At 53.2% G+C, this 284-nt stretch carries 1 rRNA gene; it reads right to left on the reverse strand.

Annotation, left to right across the window (positions count from 1 at the left end):
• Positions 1–284 (reverse strand): 23S ribosomal RNA (locus HP548_RS00090); the annotation flags it as partial.

Consider the following 284-nt stretch of genomic DNA (forward strand, 5'->3'; position numbering starts at 1 on the left):
CCGGGGTGCTTTTCACCTTTCCCTCACGGTACTGCTTCACTATCGGTCGCTAGGAAGTATTTAGCCTTGGCAGATGGTCCTGCCGGATTCATACGGGGTTTCACGTGCCCCGCACTACTCGGGATACATCTCGGAGAGAACAGACTTTCAACTACAGGGCTTTTACCTTCTTTGGCGGGCCTTTCCAGACCTCTTCGTTTAACCGGTTCCTTTGTAACTCCATGTGAGATGTCCCACAACCCCAAAGAGCAAGCTCTCTGGTTTGGGCTTCTCCGCGTTCGCTC

Origin of the sequence: Paenibacillus taichungensis (assembly GCF_013359905.1) — a bacterium.
GTDB classification, from domain to species: domain Bacteria; phylum Bacillota; class Bacilli; order Paenibacillales; family Paenibacillaceae; genus Paenibacillus; species Paenibacillus taichungensis.